This window comes from Flavobacterium sp. ACN6, from assembly GCF_002304005.1.
Lineage (GTDB): Bacteria > Bacteroidota > Bacteroidia > Flavobacteriales > Flavobacteriaceae > Flavobacterium.
Genome location: NZ_MRCQ01000002.1, coordinates 296,402 through 321,205, shown reverse-complemented (window position 1 = coordinate 321,205; position 24,804 = coordinate 296,402). Strand labels below are relative to the sequence as shown.

General features: G+C 34.6%; 24 protein-coding genes. 2 read left to right on the top strand and 22 right to left on the bottom strand.

Features of this window, described 5'->3' with window-relative positions; translation table 11 throughout:
• Positions 1 to 4: 4 nt before the first annotated feature.
• The 22 genes from BSF42_RS04345 to BSF42_RS04240 all read right to left on the bottom strand — a co-directional run bounded on the left by BSF42_RS04345 (position 5) and on the right by BSF42_RS04240 (position 22,237).
• The gene (locus tag BSF42_RS04345) at positions 5 to 1,084 is read right to left on the bottom strand and encodes an HlyD family secretion protein (protein WP_095951894.1); all 1,080 of its coding nucleotides are present in this window, start codon (positions 1,082 to 1,084) and stop codon (positions 5 to 7) included.
• Positions 1,085 to 1,096: 12 nt separating this feature from the next.
• The gene (locus BSF42_RS04340; protein WP_095951893.1) at positions 1,097 to 2,419 is read right to left on the bottom strand and encodes a TolC family protein; all 1,323 of its coding nucleotides are present in this window, start codon (positions 2,417 to 2,419) and stop codon (positions 1,097 to 1,099) included.
• Positions 2,409 to 3,038: a TetR/AcrR family transcriptional regulator gene (locus BSF42_RS04335; protein WP_095951892.1), complete on the bottom strand. Its 630-nt coding sequence runs from the start codon at positions 3,036 to 3,038 to the stop codon at positions 2,409 to 2,411. Before BSF42_RS04335 ends, BSF42_RS04340 begins: the two co-directional genes overlap by 11 nt.
• A 131-nt stretch (positions 3,039 to 3,169) precedes the next feature.
• Positions 3,170 to 4,852: a M1 family metallopeptidase gene (locus tag BSF42_RS04330; protein ID WP_095951891.1), complete on the bottom strand. Its 1,683-nt coding sequence runs from the start codon at positions 4,850 to 4,852 to the stop codon at positions 3,170 to 3,172.
• A gap of 46 nt (positions 4,853 to 4,898) precedes the next feature.
• On the bottom strand, positions 4,899 to 5,660 hold the full coding sequence (gene trpA, locus BSF42_RS04325) for a tryptophan synthase subunit alpha (RefSeq protein WP_095951890.1): 762 nt from the start codon (positions 5,658 to 5,660) through the stop codon (positions 4,899 to 4,901).
• A 101-nt stretch (positions 5,661 to 5,761) separates the two neighbouring features.
• Complete coding sequence (locus BSF42_RS04320; RefSeq protein ID WP_095951889.1) at positions 5,762 to 6,499, bottom strand: carbon-nitrogen hydrolase family protein; 738 nt, start codon at positions 6,497 to 6,499, stop codon at positions 5,762 to 5,764.
• A gap of 71 nt (positions 6,500 to 6,570) precedes the next feature.
• Positions 6,571 to 6,891: a gamma-glutamylcyclotransferase family protein gene (locus tag BSF42_RS04315; RefSeq protein WP_095951888.1), complete on the bottom strand. Its 321-nt coding sequence runs from the start codon at positions 6,889 to 6,891 to the stop codon at positions 6,571 to 6,573.
• 129 nt (positions 6,892 to 7,020) lie between these two features.
• Positions 7,021 to 8,202: a tryptophan synthase subunit beta gene (gene trpB, locus BSF42_RS04310; RefSeq protein WP_095951887.1), complete on the bottom strand. Its 1,182-nt coding sequence runs from the start codon at positions 8,200 to 8,202 to the stop codon at positions 7,021 to 7,023.
• Between the two features lie 12 nt (positions 8,203 to 8,214).
• Positions 8,215 to 8,847, bottom strand: a complete 633-nt coding sequence (locus BSF42_RS04305; protein WP_095951886.1) for a phosphoribosylanthranilate isomerase — start codon at positions 8,845 to 8,847, stop codon at positions 8,215 to 8,217.
• Positions 8,848 to 9,009: 162 nt separating this feature from the next.
• Complete coding sequence (trpC, locus tag BSF42_RS04300; RefSeq protein ID WP_095951885.1) at positions 9,010 to 9,789, bottom strand: indole-3-glycerol phosphate synthase TrpC; 780 nt, start codon at positions 9,787 to 9,789, stop codon at positions 9,010 to 9,012.
• 90 nt (positions 9,790 to 9,879) lie between these two features.
• Complete coding sequence (trpD, locus tag BSF42_RS04295; RefSeq protein ID WP_095951884.1) at positions 9,880 to 10,872, bottom strand: anthranilate phosphoribosyltransferase; 993 nt, start codon at positions 10,870 to 10,872, stop codon at positions 9,880 to 9,882.
• A gap of 160 nt (positions 10,873 to 11,032) precedes the next feature.
• A complete protein-coding gene (locus BSF42_RS04290) occupies positions 11,033 to 11,599 on the bottom strand; it encodes an aminodeoxychorismate/anthranilate synthase component II (RefSeq protein WP_095951883.1) in 567 nt (188 codons plus the stop codon).
• A 75-nt stretch (positions 11,600 to 11,674) separates the two neighbouring features.
• The gene (locus BSF42_RS04285; RefSeq protein ID WP_095951882.1) at positions 11,675 to 12,118 is read right to left on the bottom strand and encodes a hypothetical protein; all 444 of its coding nucleotides are present in this window, start codon (positions 12,116 to 12,118) and stop codon (positions 11,675 to 11,677) included.
• Positions 12,119 to 12,266: 148 nt separating this feature from the next.
• Complete coding sequence (locus tag BSF42_RS04280; RefSeq protein WP_095951881.1) at positions 12,267 to 13,667, bottom strand: anthranilate synthase component I family protein; 1,401 nt, start codon at positions 13,665 to 13,667, stop codon at positions 12,267 to 12,269.
• Positions 13,668 to 13,962: 295 nt separating this feature from the next.
• A complete protein-coding gene (locus BSF42_RS04275; protein ID WP_095951880.1) occupies positions 13,963 to 15,243 on the bottom strand; it encodes a hypothetical protein in 1,281 nt (426 codons plus the stop codon).
• A 207-nt stretch (positions 15,244 to 15,450) separates the two neighbouring features.
• Positions 15,451 to 16,017 carry a YceI family protein gene (locus tag BSF42_RS04270; RefSeq protein ID WP_095951879.1) on the bottom strand — a complete coding sequence of 189 codons (567 nt, stop codon included), beginning with the start codon at positions 16,015 to 16,017 and terminating at the stop codon, positions 15,451 to 15,453.
• A 32-nt stretch (positions 16,018 to 16,049) separates the two neighbouring features.
• On the bottom strand, positions 16,050 to 16,682 hold the full coding sequence (locus BSF42_RS04265; protein WP_095951878.1) for an NAD(P)H-dependent oxidoreductase: 633 nt from the start codon (positions 16,680 to 16,682) through the stop codon (positions 16,050 to 16,052).
• Positions 16,683 to 16,686: 4 nt separating this feature from the next.
• Positions 16,687 to 17,148 (bottom strand): MarR family winged helix-turn-helix transcriptional regulator, encoded by a 462-nt coding sequence (locus tag BSF42_RS04260; RefSeq protein WP_095952067.1) that lies wholly within the window; start codon positions 17,146 to 17,148, stop codon positions 16,687 to 16,689.
• Between the two features lie 320 nt (positions 17,149 to 17,468).
• Positions 17,469 to 19,052, bottom strand: a complete 1,584-nt coding sequence (locus BSF42_RS04255) for a glycerol-3-phosphate dehydrogenase/oxidase (RefSeq protein ID WP_095951877.1) — start codon at positions 19,050 to 19,052, stop codon at positions 17,469 to 17,471.
• Positions 19,053 to 19,680: 628 nt separating this feature from the next.
• On the bottom strand, positions 19,681 to 20,160 hold the full coding sequence (locus BSF42_RS04250; RefSeq protein ID WP_095951876.1) for a DUF6691 family protein: 480 nt from the start codon (positions 20,158 to 20,160) through the stop codon (positions 19,681 to 19,683).
• Between the two features lie 10 nt (positions 20,161 to 20,170).
• Positions 20,171 to 20,734 carry a YeeE/YedE family protein gene (locus BSF42_RS04245; protein WP_095951875.1) on the bottom strand — a complete coding sequence of 188 codons (564 nt, stop codon included), beginning with the start codon at positions 20,732 to 20,734 and terminating at the stop codon, positions 20,171 to 20,173.
• 87 nt (positions 20,735 to 20,821) lie between these two features.
• Positions 20,822 to 22,237 carry a rhodanese-like domain-containing protein gene (locus BSF42_RS04240; RefSeq protein ID WP_095951874.1) on the bottom strand — a complete coding sequence of 472 codons (1,416 nt, stop codon included), beginning with the start codon at positions 22,235 to 22,237 and terminating at the stop codon, positions 20,822 to 20,824.
• Positions 22,238 to 22,450: 213 nt separating this feature from the next.
• Here BSF42_RS04240 and BSF42_RS04235 point away from each other — a divergent pair, with 213 nt between their 5' ends.
• Together BSF42_RS04235 and BSF42_RS04230 are read left to right on the top strand one after the other, a co-directional pair.
• Positions 22,451 to 23,044 carry an HD family hydrolase gene (locus BSF42_RS04235; RefSeq protein WP_095952066.1) on the top strand — a complete coding sequence of 198 codons (594 nt, stop codon included), beginning with the start codon at positions 22,451 to 22,453 and terminating at the stop codon, positions 23,042 to 23,044.
• 412 nt (positions 23,045 to 23,456) lie between these two features.
• The gene (locus BSF42_RS04230) at positions 23,457 to 24,803 is read left to right on the top strand and encodes a cytochrome ubiquinol oxidase subunit I (protein ID WP_095951873.1); all 1,347 of its coding nucleotides are present in this window, start codon (positions 23,457 to 23,459) and stop codon (positions 24,801 to 24,803) included.
• The last annotated feature ends 1 nt before the right edge of the window (position 24,804 follow it).

The following is a 24,804-nucleotide window of genomic DNA, read 5'->3' as shown; positions in this document are numbered from 1 at the left end:
TTATTTATTTTAAATGTACGTCTACATCAACATTCATCCCTGGTCTTAAAAGTTTTACTTTCTCAGGATCGTTTGATTGGTCTAAACTAATTTTTACTGGTAATCTCTGAATTGTTTTTACGAAGTTTCCTGTTGCATTATCAGGAGGTAGTAATGAAAAACGTGATCCTGTTGCTGGAGAAAATGAAGTCAAAGTTCCTTTAAACTCATAGTTTGGATAAGCATCAACTTTCAAGCTTACTTTTTGTCCCACAACCATTTTGTTTAATTGTGTTTCTTTAAAGTTAGCCACAACCCAAGCTTCAGTATTATTAATAATGTAGAATAAAGATTGTCCTGGCTGAACTAATTGTCCTGGCTGAATATCAACTTTAGAAACCTGACCGTCAATAGCTGCAGTTACAACTGTATAAGAAAGATTTAAGTGCGCAACATCAAGCATCGTTTTTGCTTTTTTGATGTTTGCTGCAGCAACTTCTGTTTGCTTGTCAGAAACTTTAGATTTTGATTGAATAACCGATTTTTGGTAAGAACTTGCTCTTTGTTGTTGTTCTAAAACACGTACTTGATTTTCAGCTTCGTCTTTTGCAGCCTGAGCTTGTTCAAATTGTTGTTTGGTAATTGTATGTGTTTTATACAAGTTATTGTAACGATTAAAATCGTTTGTAAGCTGTCTCAATCTAATTTTAGCGCTTTCGATAGAACCGCCTGCAGATCTCATTTGTGCATCAGAAACTGAGATGCTTGCATATGCGCTTCCAATATCAGCTTTTGCAGCTTCAAATTGACCTTCAGCACCTAATAAAGCAGCATTTGCTTCATCAATTTTCAATTGATAATCTCTCTTATCGATAGTAAATAAAGTATCGCCCTTTTTTACATAATCATTATCTTTCACATATACTTTGCTGATATATCCTGAAACTCTCGGGATAATCGGGTTCATTTTTTTCTCAATTTGAGCATCATCTGTTTCCTCGTGAGCTAAAGAGTGCATGTATTTTGATATTCCGTAAGTTCCCCCCACTAAAACCAAAACGGCTAGTATGATGATGAATTTTTTATTTGTCTTTTTCTTTTCCATGAGAGATATCGATTATATTTTAGAAAGATTGAATGATTGTGATAATTGTCCTGATACTGAAAGTAATTCGTAATATTTTTGGATGATTGATGCTTTTGCAACAGCGGTATTAATTTTTGCGCTTAATTGCTCAACATCAGCTTCAACCAAGTCATTGGTATCTGCCAAACCATTATCGAATTTGTCTTTTACAAGTCTGTAATTTTCAGCAGCCTGTTGAAGTGCTTCTTCATAAACTACACTTTGATTGATCGCTAAGTCGTAATCTTCAAGAGATTTCTGAACTTCAACTTTAATACGATCCGTCATAATAGCTTCTGTGTTTTTTACTTCCAAAGCTCTGCTTTCTGCTTCTTTAACGTGTGCGCTGTTTTTTAGAATTCCAGATAAATCATAAGACAAACCTAAACCAAAATTCATCGCATATTTTACAGTAATAATGTCTTTAAGATCTAATGCAGTATAACCCCCAAGTAAAGATAACGTAGGGTAGTAGCCCGATTTTGCGATCTTAACATTTGCTTCTGAAGCTTTTGATTGTAAACGAATAGCTTCTAAATCTTTTCTGCTTTCAAGTGCCAATGCATCAGTTGTAGGAGCATTGTTTGTTTTTAAATTAAAGAAATCATCCTCATTAACCTGCAATTTTGTTTCTGGAGCTAACTTTAATAAAGTGGTCAGATAGAAATTGATGTTGTTTAGATTGTTATTCGCTTCATCAATAGATAATTGCGTTTTTGAAACCAATAACTGCGCTTTCAATAAATCATTTCTCGGAATAATTCCGTTTTTCTCTAATTCGACAAAGTCAGTTACACGTTGCTTAGCACTTTTTTGATTTTCGTTTAAGACATCTAAAGTTTTTTGTGCTTTGTACAATGCTGTATAGTAAGTTATTACTCTTAAAGCAACATCTTCTTTTGTTTTCGCAGCATATGCAGTTTCAGCTTCATATAAGCTTTCGTACGAATCGATACTGCTTTGAATTTTAAATCCGGCAAAAATAGGTAAGCTCAAATTAGCCATTGCTAGCATTGCGCGGTCTGGAGAAGCCAGTGAAGCTGCACTTTCCCCTTCATTGTGCATATCAATCGACGCTTTTGTTAATCGCTGGTATTGTCCAGAAATTTTAAGATCAGGATACTGATTGTTTTTTACGGCTGTTAACTCGTGTTTTTTTGTGTTTACCTTAGTGTTGGCAAGCGTAACTTCGTTACTCTTCTCCCAAGCCATTTTTACGGCTTCATCTAAAGTTAAACTTGTTTTTTCTTGTGCTTCAATTGACGATATTCCGATAAAGAATATTCCAAAGAGCATTAATTGACTAATTTTCATAAACAAGTAGCGCTTTTATAGTTTGTTGAATGTGCTTTGTAAGATCGTTTTTAATGTAATTGTTAAACATTTCTTCTGTTTTTAAATCCAATAATTCTTCGAAGAAAGATCTATTCATGTGAAAGTGAAAAAAGGTTCCAATAATTGTGGGTGTAATCAGTTGGATATTAATATCTTTTCTAAAAACTCCCTGAGCCTGACCCTGCTTGATAATACTTTCTACAGATTTTAAATTTCCTTTTTTCAGTTCTGTAAAGGCATTCAGGCTTTTTTCTCTTTTTTTATTGTTGAGTTCAAAATGTAAAACTCTGTAAATCCCTTTGTTAAGGCAGATTCTGGTGATGTAAATTTCGATTAATTTATTGACTTTTTCAAGGGGTTCAAGATTTTCGTGTAATAAATTTTCGAGTTGTAATTTTAAATCAACAGTTTTGTGAAAAATCAAAGCTTCTAGAAGTCTTTCTTTTGACCCAAAATAATACGAAACCATGGCAATATTAATTTTTGCCTCCTTTGAAATGTCCCGTATTGATGTCCCCTCAAATCCTTTTTCAGAAAATAGCTTCTCTGCAACATTAAGAATCTGAATTTTTTTCTCGTTTAATTCGATCTGTGACATGATATTGTTTCTAATCGGATGCAAAATTAAACACTTGTTTAATTTAAACGCTTGTTTAATTTTATTTTAACATAATATTAACATAAAACGGTGTAGTAGTTTTAGGCTCTTTATATGTTTGCTTTTAAGTATTATTCTACCTTTTGAAGTGTGATATAGAAGTTAAGATTGATTTTTAAATCGGCTGTAGTTTCTTCATTTTCAACTTGTAAAGTCTGCCAGGAAGTAGTTGGATGTATCCAATTATCTTGAGACCAGTTGGTTTTTATTGGCATACTAAAATTTTGATTACAATTGGTATAGCGATAACTTAGTTCGCCGTTTTTGTATTTATATTGTAAAATAGGAACCTTTGTAGTTCTTAAATATTGATCGAATAAATAGTCAAAAGTAATCCCTGATTTTGTGCTTATATAAGTTTCGATTTCATTTGTGGTAACGGTCTTATTATGAAAATCTTGGTTTAAGCCACGCAGTATTTTTCGAAACTTATCATCGTCATTAATGATAGTTCCTATCATATGCATAGCTGCCCATCCTTTGACATAATTATCGTTGCTGCCATCTTCATTTATTCCGTATCGGGCTATCACAGGTTTGTCATTTTCTATAGTTCTGAATCTTCCTGCCATAAATTCATTACCGGCTTTTCGCCCGCATATATCTGCAATTACAAGTTCTTCGCCCAAACCAGCAAATCCTTCTTGAATCCATCGATCAGCGATATCTATTGCTGTAAGATTATTGCCAAACCATTCGTGTGCTATTTCGTGAACGATAATTTTATCTGTTTTTTTGCCCCAGCCTGTATTAGAGATATCACCGCCTTTTTTATTCGTTCCATTTTTATAGGCCCCGCCGTAAGCAATTGCACTCTGATGTTCCATACCAATATAAGATGCATCAACAATCTTAAATCCATCTTCATAAAAAGGATAGGGGCCAAACCAATGTTCTAATGATTTAATTGCAGTAATAGAACCAGGAATTAAGTGCGATTCTGCCTTTGCTTTATTGTAATCAAGGATCCAGAAATCTAGATCGAGCTTACCATTTTCGCCATTAAATGGCTGTCTGATATTTATATAGTTTCCAATATAAAAAGTAATTCCGTAATGATTAATGGGATTTTTTACTTCCCATTTATAAGTTGTGGTATGATCAGGATTTTTGATTTTACTTTTTAAACGCCCATTTCCAATTGCAGTTAAAGAATCTGGAACAGAAATGCTGATACTCGCGCCCCTATCTGGTTCGTCATACATGGTGTTTTTGCAGGGATACCATAAACTCGCGCCTTTATATTGGCAGGCAACAGAAATCCACGGACGGCCAAGCGAATCTTTTTCCCAAACCAAACCTCCGTCCCAAGGCGGCTTAATAGATTCTGTTGGTTTACCAGAATAGTAAATAAGAATTTTATTGTTTTTTAAAGCTTGTTTTTGAGGTGTTTTTAAATACCAGATATTTTGATCCTGAGTATATTCAATCTTTTTTCCTTTTTGAAAAACACTATCAATTTTAAGCGGACTGACTAAATCGATCTGCATTAAATCTGAATGTTTTTTATGGATTACATTGTATTCAATTTCATTTTTTCCAGAGATTGTCTTATTTAAATAATCTGGTTTTACGCTTAAATCACAGTACTGAATATCCCACCAGATTCTTTCTGGAGTTATAGAGCCGTTTAAAGTGTCTTGTTTTGTTGGGATTTTTGCAGCTATATTTTCCTGTGCATGAAGTGAGCAAAAGAGCAGATTGAGTATAAAAAGAAAAAATATTTTTTTATTAATTATCAAAAATAGCTGCATACACGGATTTTTTAAGAATTATAAAATCCGTGTAAATTACATTTATTTATCGAATTTCTCCAACAAATTCCTCAATTTTTCCACTGCCGCTTTCGCTTAAATGTTTAATGAAAGCACTTCCAATAATTGCTCCTTTCGCATATTTAGTTGCTTGATTGAATGTTTCTTTATTTGAAATTCCGAAGCCGACAATCTGAGGGTTTTTCAAATTCATATTGGCAATTCTTTCGAAATAATCTTCCTGTACATTTCCAAAACCAGATTGCGATCCTGTAACGCTCGCAGAACTTACCATATATATAAAGCCGTTTGAAACGCTGTCGATAAAACGAATACGTTCGTCTGAAGTCTGCGGTGTAATTAAAAATACATTTAGCAAACCATATTTTTCAAAAATCGTTTTGTATTCATCTGCGTACACATCAACTGGTAAATCTGGAATAATTAAACAATCGATACCAATTGCAGCGCATTTTTCGCAAAAAGCTTCCACTCCGTATTGTAATATCGGATTAAAATACCCCATAATAATCAACGGAATTTTTACGCTTTCACGGATATTTTTCAGTTGATCAAAAAGAATTTCAGAGGTCATTCCGTTATGAAGTGCCTGAGTAGAACTAGCTTGAATTGTTGGCCCATCTGCCAAAGGATCACTAAATGGAAGTCCGATTTCGATTAAGTCAACTCCGTTTTTTTCTAAATCCTCAATAATCTGCACCGTATCATTTAAACTTGGATATCCAGCAGAAAAATAGATCGAAAGTATCTTTTTGTCCTCTTGTAATTTTTGAGTTATTCTGTTCATTTTATGTATGTTTTTTACCTACAAGGTTTTCAAAACCTTGTAGGTGTTTTTTGTTATTTAATTATACCTTCAAGGTTTTGAAAACCTTGCAGGAGTCAATGCTAGTAAATAATAACCCGACTAGTCCAATCGTCATTTTTATTTTCTACTAATAAAATACCGGCATCAGAATCATTCATTTGTCCAATCAATTCTCCTTTATTGTTCCAAAAAGCACTTTGTCCAGCAGCTGGAGATCCCCAAGAATCGCCACAGAAATTCGACATTAAAACATTCATTTTATGTTTCTGTGCATAATCCTGCAAATTGCGATAAGCATTCGGGATTCCGTTTGGTGAAAAGAAAATGCTGGCAATATAAATATCCGTTTCGTTTTTCTTCGCATTTTCTGGATGCAGCGGATTATCAATATCGGCACAAATAGCGAATGCAATCTTTTGATTCTCAATAGTAACTATTGGATTATTATCAAAAGAAGATTGAAAAAATTCATCTTCTCCTTCATGTAAAAACTGCTTCGTATAAATTGAAACTGAATTATCAGGAGAAATAACAAATTCGCCAATAAATAGCTGTGATTCGATCTGAATTGGAGCTCCGGCAACAATAATGATATTATTTTTTACAGCTAATGTTTTTAAATGATCCAATCTATAATCGTCTTTTGTAAAAGCCAGTTCCGCAGCATCTGATCTTTCATAACCAGTAATAGACATTTCGGGAAAAGCAATTAAATTGGCGCCGTTTTGTGCTGCCAATTCTATAAGATGATAATGATCTAATAAATTTGCATTAATATCCGCGCGTTTTGGTTTTGTTTGGGCAGCAGCTAAAATCATTTTGAATTGTACAGTCTTTATATTTCTAACAGATTTTAAAGGCCTGCCAGTTGTTTTTTTTATATTATCAATTATTTATTTTCGGTATACACCCAAGCCACTCTTCCAGATTTTAGTGTGACGTGAACTCTTTTGTATGAATTGGATTCGAATTGATCTACTTTTAATAATTCTGAATTAGAAACCTCAAAAACAGCACCATGTATAATGTCTTCCAAGTTTTCGCTCGGGACTGCAACAACATAATCTGCCATTCCAAATTCTTCTTCAATCTGTAAACTTTTTAGTTTAAAACCTAATATCTGATCTTGGGTTCCGACTAAAACTTTATTAAAAATCTGCATTTGAACCTGTTTAGATCTTAATGTTCCGTATGAGAATAATAGTTCCATAATTATGATTTTTCTCTTTATTTGTTTGCGTTAGGGATGGGAGCGGCATCCTTTTTTATGGCTTTTTCTGCCATAAAAAAGATATAGCGGACAGCCCGCCCGTAGGGAACGTCCAAATTACAAATTTTATTACAATTTAAAGTAATCAATATAATTATCTAAATCTTTATCCCCGCGGCCAGAAAGACTGATTACGACAACATCTGTAGGTTTAAATTTCTTCTGATCTAAAACGGCAAATGCGTGCGCGCTTTCGATTGCTGGAATAATTCCTTCTAATTTTGTCAATTGAAGACCCGCATTCATAGCATCGTCATCGGTTACAGAGAAAAATTCGCCGCGACCTGTTTGTGCTAAATGTGCATGCATAGGACCAACTCCAGGATAATCTAAACCTGCAGAAATCGAATACGGTTCTGTAATTTGTCCGTCTGGAGTCTGCATTAACAAAGTTTTACAGCCGTGAATAACACCAACTTTACCTAATTTACTTGTTGCCGCACTGTGACCGCTGTCAACGCCCTTTCCAGCCGCTTCTACGGCAATAATTCCCACTTCTGGTTCGTGTAAAAAGTGATAGTATGTTCCTGCAGCGTTACTGCCGCCACCAATACAAGCAACCACATAATCAGGATTTTCACGGCCTTCTTTTTCTTTTAACTGCCATTTTATTTCTTCTGAAATAATGCTCTGGAAACGCGTCACCATGTCTGGATAAGGATGCGGTCCAATCGCCGAACCGATGATATAATGTGTATCAACAGGATTATTGATCCAGTCGCGGATTGCTTCGTTTGTAGCATCTTTTAGCGTTCTTGAACCCGAAAGTGCAGGACGTACTTCTGCACCTAACATTTTCATACGAGCCACGTTTGGTGCTTGGCGCGCAATGTCAATTTCGCCCATATAAACAATGCAGTCAATTCCCATTAAGGCGCAGACAGTTGCTGTCGCTACACCGTGTTGTCCAGCTCCCGTTTCGGCAATAATTCTTTTTTTACCCAGACGTTTTGCTAATAAAATCTGTCCGATTGTATTGTTTACTTTGTGCGCGCCGGTATGGTTTAAGTCTTCTCTTTTTAGATAAACTTTTGTATTGTATTTTTCAGATAAACGCTTTGCAAAATACAGCGGACTAGGGCGCCCAACATAATCTTTAAGCAATTGGTCGAACTCCGCTTTAAAATCGGGTTCATCCATTATACTTAGGTATTTTTGACGTAATTCTTCTACGTTTGGATAGAGCATTTCTGGAATATAAGCTCCTCCAAATTCTCCGTAATATCCTTTTTCGTTCACGTTAAAACTCATTTTATTTAAAGTTTAAAAGTTGGCAACATCAAATTTTCGTTTGAAGTTGCTAAATAGATTTCTGTTTTTCAGCCCTGGTTCGATTTCAAATTTACTATTTACATCGACAGCATAAATAGGTAATTTACTTTTTAAAATTTCTTCAATGGCTTTTAATTCGTTAATTCCGATACCGCCGCTCAAAAAGAAAGGTTTCTCTGAATTGTATTTTTTTAATATGGTCCAGTCGAAAGTTGTTCCATTACCGCCTGGTAATTTGCCTTTTGTGTCAAACAGAAAATAATCGCAGACACTTTCAAAAGGTTTTATAATTTCGAAATCAAAATTTTCATCGGCTGAAAAAACTTTGATCATTTCGATTTTTTTCGGCAGTTGCTTTTTTAATTCTGATAAAAATTCAACAGATTCATTTCCGTGTAACTGAACGGCTTGTAAATTGTATTTTGTCACTTTTTCCAAAATTTCTTCCTGACTCTGATTGACAAAAATACCCACTTTTTTGATTGTTTTAATCAATTCAGGAATGGTTCCGTTAAAGTATCGCGCGGATTTTTCCCAGAAAATAAATCCCATATAATCGGGCAGGAGTGCGCCTACTTCGAGAATGTTTTCGGGATATTTCATGCCGCATATTTTGAGTTTCATTTTTTTTGATGCTTTAGGCTTTAGGCAATAAGCTTTAGGCTTTTTTGCTTTGTGCTGATTTTTTTTTAATGCTTTAGGCTTTAGGCAGTAGGCTTTAAGCTTTTCTTTGTACTAATTTTTTATTTACTTTTTGCTAAAAGCTTACAGCCTATAGCGTATTGCCTACAGCTGACTAATAAAGTCAACAGCTGCTTGTCCTGCATTGTGCGTTTTCATGAAGTTTTCTCCAATTAGAAAGCCTTTGTAGCCGTAAGGTTTTAGTTCCTGAATGGCTTCGATTGACGAAATACCGCTTTCTGAAACTTTTACAAACTCATCTGGAATTTGAGAAGCTAATTCTTTGCTGAAATCTAAACTTACTTCGAATGTTTTTAAGTTTCTGTTGTTCACACCAATCATGTCTAGAGTCGGCATAATTGATTTTTCTAATTCTTCTTGATTGTGAACTTCGAGTAAAACTTCTAAACCTAATTTCTTAGCAAATTCAGACAATGATTTAATTTCTTCACGGGTTAAAACCGCTGCGATTAGCAAAATCAAATCGGCTCCATGTGCTTTGGCTTCTAAAATCTGATATTCGTCTACAATAAATTCTTTTCGCAAAAGTGGAATATTTACTGAAGCTCTTGCCAAAAGTAAATCGTCTAAAGATCCTCCAAAATATTTTCCGTCGGTTAAAACTGAAATGCCGCAAGCGCCAGCATTTTCGTAGCCTTTAACGACTTCTTCAACCGTAAAATTATTGTTTATGATTGATTTTGATGGAGAACGGCGTTTATGTTCTGCGATAATTCCAGAATTGCTTTCTCTTAATTTCTGACTGAGAGAAATAGTTTGTTTTTCAAAAAATACCGAAGCTTCTAACTGCGAAACTGGAATAATGGATTTTTTAAGAACAACTTCGCGTTGTTTATCAAAGATTATTTTATCGAGTATATTCATTTTATTTTGTTTCAGGTTTCAGGTTTCAAGTTTCAGGTTACGTTTCAACAACTTGAAACCTGAAACAAAGAAAACTTGAAACTATTTTTTTTACCTGCTTAGTTCTTGTAATGTTTGTAATGCTTTTAATCCCTTTCCAGATAAAAGACTTTCTTTTGCCAATTCAAAACCTTCTAAAGGAGAGCATTTTGTAACCGTTGCAATTGCCATTGCAGCATTCGCTAAAACAACATTGTTTTGTGCTTCATTTCCTTTTCCTGAAATGATATTGGTAAAAATTGCAGCCGATTCTTCGATAGTTTTTCCGCCTTCAATTTCTGTTTGAGATAAAAGGTGAACACCAAAATCTTCTGGCTTTAACATTCCTTCCATATGATTTGAAATTGTCTTTGTTGGGCCGGTTAATGAAATTTCGTCGTAACCGTCAAGCGAATGTAGGATCGTAAAATTCACGTCGGTATTTTGATATAAATAAGCATACATTCTTGCTAATTCTAAGTTGAAAACTCCAACTAATTGATTCTGCGGGAATGACGGATTTACCATTGGTCCCAACATATTAAAGAATGTTTTTACAGCCAATTCTTTTCTGATTGGTCCCACATTTTTCATTGCTGGGTGAAATAGGGGAGCGTGCAAAACACAGATTCCTGCTTGATCGATACATTTTTCTAAAAACGAAGGATCGCTGCTGAATTTAATTCCCATTTTTTCCATTACGTTGCTCGATCCTGAAATTGAAGAAACACCGTAATTTCCATGTTTCGCAACTTTTATTCCTGCGCCTGCAGCTACAAAAGAAGCTAAAGTTGAAATATTGAAAGTATCTTTTCCGTCACCGCCTGTACCGCATAAATCGATTGTATTGTAAGCTGATAAATCAACGCGAATACATAATTCTAATAAAGCTTCGCGAAAACCCGAAAGTTCGTCGATTGTAATACTTCGCATCATAAATACAGTCAAAAATGATGAAATCTGACTTGGATTGTACTGACCGCTTGAAATGTTAATCAATACATTTTTTGCTTCTTCTTTAGAAAGCACTTCGTGATTGATTAATTTGTTTAATATAGTTTTCATTTATATAAGTCTTAAAGTCTAAAGTCGAAGGTCTTAAAGTCTTCAAATATTAGATTTTTATTTTAAATTGATTAATGCTTATTTTAGTTTTAAATACAGAAAGATTGCGTTTTAGTGATGTGACTTTATGACTTTCGACTTTAAAACTTGTGACTAAATTCTAACTCTTAATCCAATTCTCTAAAATCCTTTTTCCGTTTGGGGTTAAAACACTTTCTGGGTGAAACTGAACGCCTCTTACATCGTAATTTTTGTGTCTAAGTGACATAATTTGTCCATTTTCGTCTATTGAAGTAGCTTCTAAAACGTCTGGCAGATTAGCATCAACAACCCAAGAGTGGTATCTTCCAACTTCGAATTCATTTCCTAAACCTTCAAATAAGATTTCGTCTGAAACCACTGTTTTTACGTTGGTCGCAACTCCGTGATATACCTTGTCCAGATTTGAAAGAGTGCCTCCAAAAACTTCTCCAATTGCCTGTTGTCCTAAACAAACTCCCAAAATGCTTTTCGTCGGACTGTATTTCTCAATTACGGCTTTTAGTAAACCGGCTTCATCTGGAATTCCAGGTCCTGGAGAAAGTAAAATTTTATCGAAAGAAGCAATGTCATCAATTTCGAATTCGTCGTTTCTGTAAACGGTAACTTCGCAGTTCAAATCTTCTAGATAGTGTACTAAATTGTAGGTGAAACTATCGTAATTGTCTATAACTAGTATTTTTTTCATGTCTTTTGTTTTGTTTCAGGTTTCAAGTTTCAGGTTCTGTGACTGAAAACTGCGACTGAAAACTGATTATCTTTTCTATTTTTCTCGAACGTATTTTTCTGTAATAATTCGGTTGATTCCTAATTTTTCTACTTTTTCAATTCCTTTCTGAATTAAGGTATCGTTTTGAACTTTCACAACAAATTCAAATTTTCCATTTTCCCAATCGCGGTTGTTAAAATATTCTAGGTTTTCGGTATAAATACTGTCTTTCAAAGTATATTTTCCGCCCCCCGCAAAATATACCGCTGATGTAGAGTCTTTCCCGTTTTTCAAATCATGATTTAAAAAAGCAAAGTGAGAATCATTGATAATCTTAATCATTTTGGTGTTTTTATTGAAAGTCGAGAAAGTAGAATCTTTCTCTGTCGTTTCCGCTGCTATCAATCGCCAGGTTCCTTCAATTGAATTTTGCTTTTTTTCTGAATTACAAGCCGTCATAGTAATGATTAAAAATAAAATTGAAATTGCTTTTTTCATGATTTTTATGGTTTGTTTTTTATTTGTTTCAAGTTTCAGGTTTTAGGTTCCAGGTTTTTGCCAATCTATGTCTCCAACAGTTAAAGCCTTTGGCTATGTTTCTAATTTTCTCTGACTAAAAACTGTGACTGAAAACTGAGACTGAATACTAAATCTTCTCTGCCATTTCCAGCGCTGTATTCAAAGCTCTTAATTTATTATAGACTTCCTGCATTTCGCTTTCTTCGTCTGAACTTGCTACGATTCCTGCTCCTGCCTGACAATGTAATTGATGGTTTTTTGAAAGGAAAGTTCGAATCATAATGGCATGGTTAAAATTTCCATTAAAATCCATAACACCAATTGCGCCTCCGTAAAAATTACGATTGGTTTTTTCGAAATCTTCAATTAACTGCATGGCTCTATGTTTTGGTGCACCGCTCAATGTTCCAGCTGGAAAAGTGTCGGCAACGACCTGCATTGTAGTAGCTTTTTCATGTAAATGTCCTGTAACTTTTGAAACTAGGTGAATTACGTGCGAGAAGAATTGTACCTCTCTGTATTTTTCAACATTTACATCGTGACCGTTTCGGCTTAAATCATTTCGAGCTAGATCAACAAGCATTACGTGCTCGCTGTTTTCTTTTTTATCTTCAGAAAGTTCTTTTGCTAAAAGTGCATCACGTTCGTCATCTCCGGTTCTTTTAAAAGTTCCAGCGATTGGGTGAATTTCTGCTTTTCTATCTTTTACAATAATTTGTGCTTCTGGTGAAGAACCAAATATTTTGAAATCTCCGTAATCAAAAAAGAATAAATAAGGAGACGGGTTAATACTTCTTAAAGCTCTGTAAACATTGAATTCGTCACCTTTAAAACCTTGGGTAAATCTGCGAGATAATACTAACTGAAATACATCGCCGCGGTAACAGTGTTTTTTTGCTAGAGCAACATTTTGTTTAAATTCCTCGTCGGTTAAATTAGAGAAACCTTCACCTTCTTTCGCAAATTTATACGAAGCAATATTTCTAGACTGCAGTAACTGTTCGATTTCTGCAATGTTATTTTTTCCGTCTAAACTGTGGCAGAAAATATAAGCCTCATTTTTAAAGTGGTTGATTGCGATAATATTTTGGTAAACAGCATAAAATACATCTGGAATTGCGGTTGCATTGTCTTTTTTAGCAATTGAAACTTTTTCGAAATAACGAACAGCATCGTAAGAAATGTATCCAAATAAACCGTTATTAATAAATTTAAAATCATTTTTCTCTGATTTAAACTGACTTGAAAATTCCTGAATTACCTGCGGAATATTAGTCGAAGCATCAATAGTAATTTTCTCTGAAGTTCCGTCTGGAAAAGTTTTAGAGATAATCTCGTTTTCGATTTTTACAGTAGCGATAGGATTGCAGCAGATATAAGAGAAACTATTGTCATTTCCATGATAATCACTACTTTCTAATAATAAACTGTTTGGGAATTTATCTCTTATTTTAAAATAAATGCTTACAGGCGTGACAGTGTCTGCCAGTATTTGTTTGTAATGTGTATTAAGTTTAAAAGGTTTCAATGTTTATAGTTTTTAATTCGTTAATGCTTTTTTAAAATTTTGACCAAAAAAAAAGGCTTGTCGTGATGACAAGCCTTTTATATTTATAGTTTTTACAATACCATAGGAAGCTTAGTTCACGACGTTTGACGTAAATTGTTCCACCACCAAGTATTGTTTAAAATTGTTCTCATTTCTGTTTTTGTTGTGACAAAGATATAAATGTAATTTGAATTGAAGTATATAAAAATCAAAAAAAAACTTTTCGAAACTGTAAATTTTGTTAAATTTCGTTCAAATACACTGTGATAACTCTTTAATTTCCAATTGCAATAGTGTTGTTTACATTTAATCTAAAATCTGGATTTCCTTTGATATTAGGAAGTGTAAATAACTCGCTAAGCTTAATTTTAGTAAATTCTATTCCGTTTGCAGGATTGCCGTAATAGTTTTTTATTCCAGAAGTATTGCTTGCAGCTTCGCTTTCAATTTCGCCGTTACAGTTATTGGCAATAACATTTTTTAAAATGATTTTTGATAAGTTCGCTTCGCCATTTCCAATATTTCCTTCCAATAAAACGAAAGGAGCAAATCCAGAAACTACACTATTGGTTAAGTTAAAAAATGTATTTTCTTTTACATAAACAGATTCTCTTACTAAACCTTGATTGTTCTCTTCTAAGTTAACCAATGTAATATTGCTTGCGTTAATTTTAGTCATTTTTTTAGTCATATCCGTATTCGCAACTTTCTCGTACGAATCTACCTCAAAACATCTTGAGCCTGAAATATCAGAAGAAAATGGATGACGAATTGCGATACTGTTACTAAGATTAATTTGAGCACCTTGTGTAAAATCAAAATCATCATCAGTAGTTCTAAATGAGATTAAGTTACTCATATTTAGATCACCTCCATAACATTCAAAAGAATCATCATTAGAAAAACTGATTTGGATATTACTGATAGTTGTTTTTCTTCCAACGCCGGCAAGAGAAAGCCCGTTTAGTTCTTTTGAAGCACTTAACTTTCTTCCAGCATATTCAATTCTAACATATTTTAAAATTCCTGAGTTATCTTCAGCATCCTGACCACCATAATGATTTAAAGTCGGTTCTAGATCAAAAGGTAAAGTATGAACACCGCCTAAAGAATTTATCGGCGCTTTCCCTAAAACAATTATTCCGCCCCAGTCACCTGGTTTTCTATTGTTTATTTCATTTTCTGATGTAAAAATAATTGGGTCGGTTTCTAGACCTTCTGCCATAATTTTAGAACCGGCAGTAATAACAAGCGTACCGCAGGTTTTATCGTCACCTCGAATTACAGTTCCTGGTTCGATAGTCAAAGTAGCATTATTGGTAACATACACAACGCCGACCAAATGGTAAGTGTTACGTTTTAATAATTTGGTGTCTTTGTCAATTGTTCCGGCAATTATATTGGTTGCTTCACTATAGTCATTAGCGGCTGGTTTAAAGTTTGTCCAATTGTTCATCCAGTTTGTATTTCCTGTAATTCCTTTTGGCTGTTGTTGGGCATGTACAAAAAAGCTGACAGTTAATAGGATAGAAGCAATACGTAATTTTGTTTTCATAACTATGATTTTAATTTCTAGTTGTTGATTTTTTTAATTTCCCCAAAATTAGAAGCCGTATGTTAATCAAAGCCCTGATGGTTATTACGAAAGCGTTACTATACTATTAAGAACGTTAAATTTTTGAAAAGTTTATATAAAAAAATAACCCCTGCAGTTTTGCTGCAGGGGTTATTAATTCTTTTGAATTAGTAAGCCTAAAGAATATTAGAATTTTAAAGCTACAGCTAATTCGAACTCGTCATTGATAGTTTTGTCTCCTAAGTTTTCGAAGAAGTTACCAGAGTTGTATTTGATATCGTATTTAGTTCTGTCAACTTTGAAAGCAGTTGTAGCAGTGTTTCCAGCTACAGTGATGTCAAAAGTTACAGGTTTAGTAATTCCTTTGATAGTTAAATCAGCAGTTACAGTATAAACGTCAGCAGATTTAGAACCGATTTTTTTGAAAACTAATTTAGCAGTTGGGAATTTATCAGTTCCGAAGAAATCGTCAGCTTTTAAGTGCCCGTTTAATTTTCCTTGGTATTCTCCAGTTAAATCAGTTGCAGTTAATGAAGTCATATCAACAGTGAAAGAACCACCAGTTAATTTTTTTCCTTTGAAAACTACAGCTCCGTCTTTAAAGTTTACAGTTCCAGAGTGCTCTCCAGTTACTTTTTTACCTACCCATTTGATAGTAGATGCTTTTACGTCGATTTTTTTAGTTTGAGCATTTACTGAAATACTAGCCGCTGCTACGAATAATGCTATTGCAATTGTTTTTAAATTTTTCATGTTTGTTTAAATTGAATTTGGATTAATAATAATTATAGAGTGATAAATAATTCTTCGTGAGATTTTCTAACTTTTTTGTGATGCTGAGAATCGTCCTCATCATGTCTGTAACCTACAGTTGCGATAACAGAAGCGTTTAAACCTAATTTATCGAAACCTAAAATTTCGTTGAATGCAGCAGGATTGAAACCTTCCATTGGAGTGGCATCGATTTTTAATTCAGCAGCTGCAGAAAGTAAAGTTCCTAAAGCGATATAAGTTTGTTTTGCTGTCCAGATATTTTTAGCATCTTGTGATAAATTTGAGATCACGCCATTCATCATATCTGAGAATCCGCCTAAAGCTTCAGTAGGAACGCCTCTTGTTTCGCTGATGTTTTTAATGTAAGCAGCCACAGATTCTGGTCCTGCATTTAAATCATTTGCAAAAACAAATAATTGAGAAGCATCTGTAATCTGAGTTTGTCCGTAAGCGGCAGCTTTTAACTGCTCTCTTAATTCAGGGTTTTCTACGATAACCACTTTATATGGCTGTAATCCGTATGAAGAAGCCGCTAATCTGACAGCTTCTTTTAAAGTATTTAAATCTGCCTCAGAGATTTTTTTTGCTGCATCAAACTTTTTTGTTGCATATCTCCAGTTTAGATTTTCTAAAAGTGTGCTCATAATATTAATTTTGTTGGGTTCGGTATTTTTCTAATAATGTATTTAATAATTCTAGCTCTTCAGAGCTTATGTTTTCTGCAAATGCACGTTCGTGCGCATCTACTTTAGGATCTAATTCTTTTAAAACATCTAATCCTTTTTGAGTAATCAAGACTTCAATTTTTCTTCGATTATCTGGACAAACATTTCGAGTTACAAACTCCTTTAATAATAATTTATCTACCAAGCGTGTTGTATTACTTGTTTTTGCAAGCATTCGTTCTTGTATGACGCACATATTAGCAGGCTGTCCTTTTTGTCCTCTTAATATACGTAACACATTATATTGTTCTCCAGACAGATCATACGGTTTAATTAACTCGTTGAAATGATCCTGAATCACATTCTGCGTGTACATGATATTTAGAATAACCTTTTTCTCATTATCCATCTTAACAGTACTCTTAATAACCTCTTCAATTGTCATAGTCGTAAGTGTATAATTTGTATATACAAATGTAGAACTTTTAATAGTTGTATATACAAGTGTCATGTTAAATTTTTGTTAATTGAAAAAATGTGTAGGAATTGAAATGATAACTGAATTCAAAACGACAATAAAAATAGATAATTATTTGGTTTAAAGTTTTGATTTGTTGATATTTAACTAAAAGATGATCTTAAGAAAAAGATTTGTAAATGTATTTTTGAAATACCATAAAATGATGTTTTTTCAAAAATGTGAAAAGCGAAAAATGACAATATTTTTGTGTTTTTAATGATTTAGTGAATTGAAATCGCTGAAAACTACTTGTTTCTAAACTCTGAAAGTAGAAAACCATTAGAAATCTCTTTGAAATTTGAAATTTCTTTAGATATCCAATTTTCATCATGTTCGAGTTCTTTGGCTAATAGTCGTGCAATTTTTTCGGCAGACTGAATGGCAGCTCTTGCATCTAAAAACAAAAGGCGAACACGTCTTGCTAAAACATCATCAATAGTTCTAGCCATTTCGTAGCGAATTGCCCAAACTACTTCTGCCATCGTAAATTCGTGATCAGGATGTAGTTTTTCTTTTAATTCGGGTTCTTCTTGTTGTAACTGTACTATTTTAGAAATATCACTACCATAAATGTACAAGTGATTTTTGCGGTCAGCATTAGTCGTCGCTTTTTTTCCGTGAATAGCTAAATGTGTTGTGCCACAAGGTTTGTGAGGAAGTTTGCCTTTAGTTATTGCTTTGTCTATTATATCTTCAGCTATTTTTCGATAAGTAGTCCATTTTCCTCCGGTAATGGTTATTAAGCCAGTTTCAGAAACGATGATTTTATGACTTCTGGAAACTTCCTTTGTGCTTTTTCCTTCTTCTTTTGGCGCAGCTAGCGGACGTAAACCTGCAAAAACAGAAAGTACATCTGCCCTTGTTGGTTTTTTGGCTAAAAAGCGTTGTGCGGTTTCCAAAACAAATTCAATTTCACTTTCTAATGCAATTGGCTCTAAACTTTGTTTTTTTATTAAAGTATCAGTTGTGCCAACTACAACACGATTGTGCCACGGAACAGCAAATAAAACTCTTCCGTCTTTTGTTTTCGGAATCATTAATGCTTCTTCGCCGGGCAGAAAAGATTTATCAAATACAAGATGAATTCCCTGACTCGGAACAATATATTTCTTGTAAACGTTGTCGTTGAGTTTCATGATAGCATTTGTAAAAACGCCCGTAGCATTTATTATTGCAGCACCTTTTATGTCATAAGCTTTTCCAGTTTCCTGATCGACTGCCTGAACACCAATTACCTGATTTTTATCGTCTTTTAATAAATTGACAACTTTTGTATAATTTAAAAGACAGGCTCCATTTTCTACAGCCGTCTGCGCAATATTGATTGCTAAGCGCGAATCGTCAAATTGTCCGTCGTGATAAATAACACCATTTACTAAACCCTTTTCTTCTACGTTAGGAAGCATTTCAATAGTTTTTTTCTTTGAAATGTATTTGGAACTGCCTAAACTTAAAGAACCCGCCAATAGATCGTAAATTTTTAATCCGAAAGTGTAGAAGTAACCGCTCCACCAATTGTAGTTTGGAATTACAAATGTTTGGTTTTTGATCAAATGACTGGCATTTTGAGCCAGCAAACCTCTTTCTTTTAATGCCTCCCGAACAAGGTGAATATTTCCTTGTTCTAAATAACGAACACCGCCATGAATCAATTTTGTACTTCTGCTTGAAGTTCCTTTGGCAAAATCTACCGCTTCGAGTAAAAGTGTCGTATAACCTCGATTTGCAGCATCAAGAGCGGTTCCAAGACCGCTTGCACCTCCGCCTATGATTATTACGTCCCAATGTTCGGTATTTTGTAATTTGGATAACTGTTCAGAACGATTCATTTTTATGTTTGTTTTTGAGGGATGTAATTGTTAAAAGCAAACTTAACAAAACGAAATTAGATTAGTTGTGTTTTTGTTTCAAGTTTCAGGTTTCAAGTTTCAGGTTTCAAGTTTCAAGTTTCAAGTTTCAAGTTTTCGTTAAGCAACTTGAAACTTGAAACAAAAATAGAAACCTGTCAGGTTTGATGTAGATTGTCTTTTTAGTGAAAAGACAATTATTTAATATTCCGCTAGGAATATTTCGTCGGTAGAAAAAAAATGGATTATTTCGGATTGTGTCCTGTAGGGACACCTGTTTGAACATGAAACATGAAACATGAAACAAAAAACAAACCCAACAAGTTTTAAAAAACCTGTCGGGTTTGGTGCAAAAAAAATATTTTTATAATCCCGTTTGTCCGCATGAGGGATAGAAGCTGACTGCCGAAGCAGTGCGGATAGCCCGACAGCATCGCGGTAAAAGGGCGAATGAGCGTAAAGTGAATTGGCCCTTTTATCGCGATGGTGGCACGTCCTTATTATTTAAGGTTTCAAGTTTCAAGTTTCAGGTTTTAAGTTTCAGGTTTCAGGTTTCAAGTTCTCTAAGACAACGTGAAACATGAAACCTGAAACAAAAGAAACAATAAAATCAATGAGGTAATTTATCTTTAATCAATCCATAAAACCAAGTTCCTGCAATGGCACTTAATAATGTTACTACGATTACCGTTGCACCGGTTCCAATTTGCGCGAAAAGCGGACCTGGACAAGCGCCTGTAATTGCCCAGCCAAAACCAAACATAAGTCCGCCATAAATTTGTCCTTTGTTGAAGGTTTTAGGCTGAATTTCGATTTTTTCGCCTTGAAGTGTTTTAATATTGAATTTTTTGATGATAAAAACAGATATAACGCCAACAGCAACTGCACTTCCAATTACGCCATACATAAAGAATGACTGTAGGTGAAACATTTCCTGAATGCGAAACCAGCTGATGATTTCTGCTTTTACGAATACAATTCCGAAAAGGATTCCAACGATTAGATATTTAAGGTTGGCAAATCCGGCTTCTTTTTTCAGACTTGCGTTGATTCCTTCTGTATCGGTATTTTTATTTTCTAAAGTACTCATTTTTGATATTTTAAAGTGAAAGAATATAAGGTAAAATCAAAAGTGACATAACGAAACCGCCAATCATAAAACAGATTGTAGCGACAACTGAAGGCCATTGTAAATTTGAAATTCCCATAATCGCATGTCCGCTGGTGCATCCGCCAGCGTAACGCGTTCCGAAGCCCACTAAAAAGCCTCCCACAACAATCATAATAAAGCCGCGAAGCGTTAATAGACTCTCCCAAGAGAAAAGCTGTGCGGGAACCAAACCAGTATGATCTGTAATTCCGTAACCAGCCAATTGTTCTGAAAGTTCAGTAGTAATCTGCACTGGATTCGGATTCGATAAAAAGTAAGCAGCGATTACTCCGCCCAAAAATATTCCGAAAACGAAAAATAAATTCCAGCTTTCTTTTTTCCAATCGTATTTAAAAAACGAAATATTTGCGGGAATACAAGCCGCACAAATATGACGAAGCGAAGAACTAATCCCGAAAGACTTGTTTCCAATAATTAATAAAATTGGAACAGTTAATCCAATCAACGGACCCGAAACGTACCAAGGCCAAGGTTCTTTTAAAATTTCTAGCATATTTTTTAGGTTCAAAGGTTCAAAGGTACAGAGGTTCAAAGGAAAAAACTTTGCAGCTTTGAACCTTTGCCTCTTTGTACCTTAAAATTATTTCAATACTTTACTTTGACAAATAAAATCTGATTTTGGAAGATTTGTTTTTGAAATTGCTCCAAAACCACCATCAACTTCAGAGAAATTTCTAAATCCGCGTGCCTGTAAAATAGAAGCGGCGATCATACTGCGGTAACCGCCGGCACAATGCAGATAAAAATGCTCATTTGGATTAATGTCTTTTACCCAGTCATTAATATAAGCCAGAGGTTTGCTGTATGCATCTTCAATATGTTCTGCGGCGTATTCTGTTTCTTTGCGAATGTCGATAATTTTATCTGTTTCGATATTCACTTCGCTGGCAAATTGTTCGGCTGTAATTCTGTTTACGGTATCTGTTTCAAAACCTGCCTTGTGCCAAGATTCAAATCCGCCTTCTAAATGTCCGATAATAGTATCAAAACCTACACGGCTTAAACGTGTTACAGTTTCTTCTTCCGTTCCGGCAGCAGTAACCAATACAATAGGCTGTTTTACATTTGCAATTAAAGTTCCAACCCACGGTGCAAAATCACCATTGATTCCAATATTAATTGACTGCGGAATAAATCCTTTGCTAAAATCGGCGGCACTTCTCGTGTCTAAAATTAAAGCATCAGTTTCTTCTGCAATAGCTTCAAATTCATCAACTTTTATAGCTTTCATTCCGTTATGTAAAACCGATTCAAAACTTTCATAACCTTGTTTATTCATTGCAACGTTCATGCTAAAGTAGGCTGGAGGAGGAAGTAAACCATCGGTTACTTCTTCAATAAATTCAGCTTCGGTCATAGTGGCGCGCAAAGCATAATTTGTCGCTTTCTGGTTTCTAATTGTCGAAACTGTTTCTTTACTCATGTTTTTGCCGCAGGCGCTTCCCGCACCGTGCGCAGGATAAACAATTACGTCATCGGCCAAAGTCATGATTTTATCTCTTAAAGAGTGAAATAAAATTCCCGCCAGTTCATCTTGTGTCATTCCCGCAGCTTTTTGAGCTAAATCTGGACGGCCGACATCGCCGATAAATAAAGTATCGCCAGAGAAAATAGCGTGATCTTTTCCGTTTTCATCGATAAGTAAAAAAGTAGTGCTTTCCATGGTATGCCCAGGAGTGTGCAATGCTTTTATAGTAACTTTTCCGATTTTAAATTCTTGTCCGTCTTTTGCAGAAATGCAGTCAAATTCGCAGGCAGCGTTTGGTCCATAAACAATTGGCGCGCCCGTTTCTTTGCTTAAATCGACGTGTCCAGAAACGAAATCGGCGTGGAAATGGGTTTCAAAAATGTATTTCAATTTCACTTCGTCACGTTCCAAACGATCTAAGTAAGGTTGTATTTCTCTTAGCGGATCTATAATGGCCGCTTCACCATCTGAGGTAATATAATAAGCACCTTGTGCAAGACATCCGGTGTAAATTTGTTCTATTTTCATGATATGAAATCTAAAATATGTGGGTTACAAATGTAAGGCTGTTTTCTGGGAAAATAGGTGACTAATGTTACAGAAATTTGATTTCTGTTAAAAAAATAATATTGATGCTGCCATAGGAGTTATATAAATTGATTTAAAGTTGAGCAATTAAGCTTTAAGCTTTAATTTTGCATATGACGAATGTCATTTTTAAGAAAAAAAATAATCAGTTATATGAACACAGACGATTTATTAAATCAAATTGCTTTTATAAAAGAGATTGATAAAGTAAAATACATTCAGCGAAAAACGAAATTATTTAACAGCGACCGATGCGAAAATGATGCGGAACACAGCTGGCATTTAGCCTTAATGGCAATTGTTTTAGCAGAACATTCAGATGAACCGATTGATGTTTTGAAAGTGGTAAAAATGGTCTTGATTCATGACATTGTTGAAATCGATTCTGGTGATGTTTTTATGTATGATACCTTAAAAAGTCATGATAATACTGATGAAGAAAGAGTAGCCGCAAATCGTATTTTTGGTTTACTTCCGAAAAAACAAGCAGAAGAATTTATTTCAATTTGGGAAGAATTTGAAGCCGGAGAAACCAACGAAGCCAAGTTTGCAAGATCTATGGACAGACTGGAGCCTTTATTGCAAAACACGTCTAACAATGGCGGAACCTGGAAAGAGTTTGATGTGAAATACGACAAGGTCTACGAAAAAAAGAGCGTGATCAAAAATGGTTCAAAATCTTTATGGAATTATGCTGAAGGTTTGATTAATGACAGCGTTGAAAAAGGGATTTTGAAGAAAGATTAAATATAGCCAGCGTAATCAAACATTGCCCACGGTTTCAACCGTGGGAAACGTATTGGGATTATGCATTGCGTCAGAGCGGTTGAAACCGCGGGTTGGGAAATACGGATTGATGCATTGCGTTCCCGCGGTTGAAACCGCGGGCTATGTTTTACATACGCACACATACAGCTATGTAGAAACGAGTTTCTTTTGTAATATTTAAAATCTATGTATCTAGGTGTTTAAAAATTTAAGACGTAAACTTTGTCAAAGTTTCGAACTTTGACAAAGTTGCTGTAACGCATAAGTGTCATTTCTACCCTTCAAATTGTTGAAAAGTTTAACAAATATCAGGCGATAAACTTTTTTTAAAGCGGGGTAATTCGGGTTTTAATGGGTAAATTTGTAGAACTTCATAAACAAAATACCACTTATGGAAGAAATGCTCTTTTATGATCGAATGCAATTTGCCTTCACCATTACTTTTCATTATCTTTTTCCACAGCTTACAATGGGTCTTTCGCTCATTATAGTTTACTTCAAATGGAAATACTTAAAAACTAAAGAAGAACAATACAATCACGCCACCCATTTCTGGATGAAAATCTTCGCCCTTAATTTTGCAATGGGCGTTGTAACAGGAATTCCGATGGAATTTCAATTTGGAACCAACTGGGCAAAATTCTCCGAGTTAACTGGAGGAATTATTGGACAGACACTCGCAATGGAAGGAATGTTTTCTTTCTTTCTCGAATCTTCCTTTCTCGGAATATTTTTATTTGGAGAAAAACTCCTCGGACATAAATGGCATTTTGTAACCGGAGTATTAATTATGATTGGCTCTTGGGCCAGCGGTTATTTAATTATTGCCACACATTCCTGGATGCAGAATCCTGTTGGATATGAAATTCTGGAAAACGGCAGATTTGTTTTAACGAATTTCAAAGCCCTATTTCTCAATCCATGGTTATGGCCTTCTTATTTGCATAATCAAGCCGCTTCTTTGGTTACAAGTTCTTTTGTTGTGGCTGGAATTGGTGCTTTCTATATTTTGAGTCAGAAGAATGTTTCTTTTGGGAAATTGTTCCTGAAAACAGGCGTAATCTTCGGATTGATTTCAAGTATTATTGTTGCGGTTCCAACGGGTGATTTACTAGCAAAAAATGTGGTGAAATACCAGCCTGTAACTTTTGCTGCAATGGAGGGAATTTTCCATACCGAGAAAAAAGGTTCTGAAATTGTTTTAATTGGTCAGCCCGATGTAAAAGACAAAAAACTGGATAATAAAATTGCTGTTCCTAATATTTTGAGTTTTCTGACTTATGGAAACTGGGATCAGGAAATTAAAGGTTTAGACCAGTTTGAAGAAGATCTTCATCCAACAAATATCTCTGGATTGTATTATGCGTATCATATTATGGTTGGACTCGGAACGGTTTTTATTGGGTTGATGGTACTTTCTCTTTTTCAATTAATCAGAGGGAAATTATTCGAAACCAAATGGATTTTATGGTCCTTAATGTTCATGATGCCATTTCCATATATAGCAAACACAACAGGCTGGTACACGGCAGAATTAGGAAGACAGCCTTGGCTGGTTTATAATTTACTGAGAACATCTGCAGGAGCTTCGCCAACCGTTTCTTCTGGAAATACATTGTTTACATTACTTGGGTTTATAGGATTATATCTTTTGCTCGGAATGTTGTTTTTGCTTCTAATTGGAAAAATTATCAATAAAGGACCGCATCATGTGGAACTTTCAACAGAAAAAATATAGG

What these genes read in the sequence shown, in the direction of transcription:
- BSF42_RS04345 (WP_095951894.1), bottom strand. Translation starts at nt 1,084, where the DNA reads ATGGAAAAGAAAAAGACAAATAAAAAATTCATCATCATACTAGCCGTT.
- BSF42_RS04340 (WP_095951893.1), bottom strand. Translation starts at nt 2,419, where the DNA reads ATGAAAATTAGTCAATTAATGCTCTTTGGAATATTCTTTATCGGAATA.
- BSF42_RS04335 (WP_095951892.1), bottom strand. Translation starts at nt 3,038, where the DNA reads ATGTCACAGATCGAATTAAACGAGAAAAAAATTCAGATTCTTAATGTT.
- BSF42_RS04330 (WP_095951891.1), bottom strand. Translation starts at nt 4,852, where the DNA reads ATGCAGCTATTTTTGATAATTAATAAAAAAATATTTTTTCTTTTTATA.
- trpA (WP_095951890.1), bottom strand. Translation starts at nt 5,660, where the DNA reads ATGAACAGAATAACTCAAAAATTACAAGAGGACAAAAAGATACTTTCG.
- BSF42_RS04320 (WP_095951889.1), bottom strand. Translation starts at nt 6,499, where the DNA reads ATGATTTTAGCTGCTGCCCAAACAAAACCAAAACGCGCGGATATTAAT.
- BSF42_RS04315 (WP_095951888.1), bottom strand. Translation starts at nt 6,891, where the DNA reads ATGGAACTATTATTCTCATACGGAACATTAAGATCTAAACAGGTTCAA.
- trpB (WP_095951887.1), bottom strand. Translation starts at nt 8,202, where the DNA reads ATGAGTTTTAACGTGAACGAAAAAGGATATTACGGAGAATTTGGAGGA.
- BSF42_RS04305 (WP_095951886.1), bottom strand. Translation starts at nt 8,847, where the DNA reads ATGAAACTCAAAATATGCGGCATGAAATATCCCGAAAACATTCTCGAA.
- trpC (WP_095951885.1), bottom strand. Translation starts at nt 9,789, where the DNA reads ATGAATATACTCGATAAAATAATCTTTGATAAACAACGCGAAGTTGTT.
- trpD (WP_095951884.1), bottom strand. Translation starts at nt 10,872, where the DNA reads ATGAAAACTATATTAAACAAATTAATCAATCACGAAGTGCTTTCTAAA.
- BSF42_RS04290 (WP_095951883.1), bottom strand. Translation starts at nt 11,599, where the DNA reads ATGAAAAAAATACTAGTTATAGACAATTACGATAGTTTCACCTACAAT.
- BSF42_RS04285 (WP_095951882.1), bottom strand. Translation starts at nt 12,118, where the DNA reads ATGAAAAAAGCAATTTCAATTTTATTTTTAATCATTACTATGACGGCT.
- BSF42_RS04275 (WP_095951880.1), bottom strand. Translation starts at nt 15,243, where the DNA reads ATGAAAACAAAATTACGTATTGCTTCTATCCTATTAACTGTCAGCTTT.
- BSF42_RS04270 (WP_095951879.1), bottom strand. Translation starts at nt 16,017, where the DNA reads ATGAAAAATTTAAAAACAATTGCAATAGCATTATTCGTAGCAGCGGCT.
- BSF42_RS04265 (WP_095951878.1), bottom strand. Translation starts at nt 16,682, where the DNA reads ATGAGCACACTTTTAGAAAATCTAAACTGGAGATATGCAACAAAAAAG.
- BSF42_RS04260 (WP_095952067.1), bottom strand. Translation starts at nt 17,148, where the DNA reads ATGACAATTGAAGAGGTTATTAAGAGTACTGTTAAGATGGATAATGAG.
- BSF42_RS04255 (WP_095951877.1), bottom strand. Translation starts at nt 19,052, where the DNA reads ATGAATCGTTCTGAACAGTTATCCAAATTACAAAATACCGAACATTGG.
- BSF42_RS04250 (WP_095951876.1), bottom strand. Translation starts at nt 20,160, where the DNA reads ATGAGTACTTTAGAAAATAAAAATACCGATACAGAAGGAATCAACGCA.
- BSF42_RS04245 (WP_095951875.1), bottom strand. Translation starts at nt 20,734, where the DNA reads ATGCTAGAAATTTTAAAAGAACCTTGGCCTTGGTACGTTTCGGGTCCG.
- BSF42_RS04240 (WP_095951874.1), bottom strand. Translation starts at nt 22,237, where the DNA reads ATGAAAATAGAACAAATTTACACCGGATGTCTTGCACAAGGTGCTTAT.
- BSF42_RS04235 (WP_095952066.1), top strand. Translation starts at nt 22,451, where the DNA reads ATGAACACAGACGATTTATTAAATCAAATTGCTTTTATAAAAGAGATT.
- BSF42_RS04230 (WP_095951873.1), top strand. Translation starts at nt 23,457, where the DNA reads ATGGAAGAAATGCTCTTTTATGATCGAATGCAATTTGCCTTCACCATT.